The following is a 1,534-nucleotide window of genomic DNA, read 5'->3' on the forward strand; positions in this document are numbered from 1 at the left end:
ATGCTGATCTGTACTACATTCCCTTATTCCTTGTATGCTATATTTCTATTCTTCTTTTTACTTAAACAAACTGCTCAATATTATTTGTTGCAACTTCTTATGAATGTGTAACTACAATTTTGCACTTCTCTTCTTTATATGCTAGGAACACTACCAAAGGATTTCCCTGCTCCTCTGTAAAAAACCTTACTTTTAAAAAGTAAGGTTTTTTGTATTTATTCATTAGCGATATAAGCATTCTTATAAGTATAAACACCACCAAATTGATGCTTTTCAATTCCCTTTACGTAATCCTTTTGTACATATGCTGAACCAATATGATACAGCGGCGCTACAGCTGCATCTTCTAATAATACCTGCTCAGCTTCTAGCAATGCTTCCCATCGTTTCTCTGGTTCTAGTACAAAATCAGTTTTCGCTTTCTTTATTAATTCATCATAACGAGAATTAGAGTAATTCATTTTATTATTCGGATTACCTGTCGTAAATAATTCTAAATAACTAATTGGGTCTTTATAGTCAGGTCCCCAATTTGCCATAGTTATATCGTAATCACCTGTTTGTTCTAACTGTAATTTTTGCTTAAATGGCTGTTGTTTAATTTGTATCGTTAGTCCTTGTAAATTCTTTTCTAAATCACCTTTTATATATTCTGCCATACGTTTTGCATTATCTTGTTCAAACGTTAATAACTCGAGGTTTACTTGTTCTACTCCAAGCTCTTTTTTCGCTTCTTCCCAAATCTTTTTCGCACTTTGTACATCATATAAAGAAAGGTTTCCGTTTTCTTTCCTAAAATCTTTTCCCGTTTCTTCATTGATATGCCCAACTGGTACTAGCCCAGTTGCAGGTTTTGCTCCATTATTAATAAAATGAGCGACGAAATCTGCTTTATTTAGCACAAATGAAATAGATTGACGCACCTTTTTATTTGCCAATGCATTATTTTTTTCATTAAAACGTAGCATAGCAATTCCAGGATCGCTCGACATATGTAATTCCTTATTCCCTTTATACTTGTCTACAAATTGTGAATTAATAGGTACTCGATCCAAATCACCAGCTTCATATAAATTCACTGCCGTCATTGTGTCTTTTACAATATGAAAGTTTATCTCGTCTAACTTCACTTTCTTTTCATCCCAATACGTAGCATTCTTCTTTAATTGAAACTCTTGTTCATGCTTCCATTTCTCTAATATAAATGGACCGTTATATAGGAGATTACTAGGTTCCAATGCATAGTTCTTTCCTTGTTCTTTCAAAAATGATTCATGCTGTGGTAGGTATATAGGTAGTGCTAACAACTGTAAAAAATAAGGAATTGGCTGTTCTAGTTCCACCTCTAACTTATAATCATTTATAACCGTAACCCCAAGTTCATCAAGAGGCATCGTCCCCTTATTAATCTCTTTCGCATTTTTCACATAAAAGAGCATGGACGCATATTGAGACGCTGTTTCAGGAGCAATTGCACGTTTCCACGCAAACATAAAATCATGAGCTGTCACCTTGTCACCATTTGACCATTTTG

The 1,534-nt window shown here is 34.0% G+C and carries 1 protein-coding gene; it reads right to left on the reverse strand.

The window, feature by feature from the left end; translation table 11 throughout:
* Positions 1 to 215: 215 nt before the first annotated feature.
* The coding region (locus KI369_RS26850) for a peptide ABC transporter substrate-binding protein (RefSeq protein ID WP_212958584.1) at positions 216 to 1,534 on the reverse strand (1,319 nt) is incomplete at its 5' end.

Source organism: Bacillus sanguinis (assembly GCF_018332475.1).
Lineage (GTDB): Bacteria > Bacillota > Bacilli > Bacillales > Bacillaceae_G > Bacillus_A > Bacillus_A sanguinis.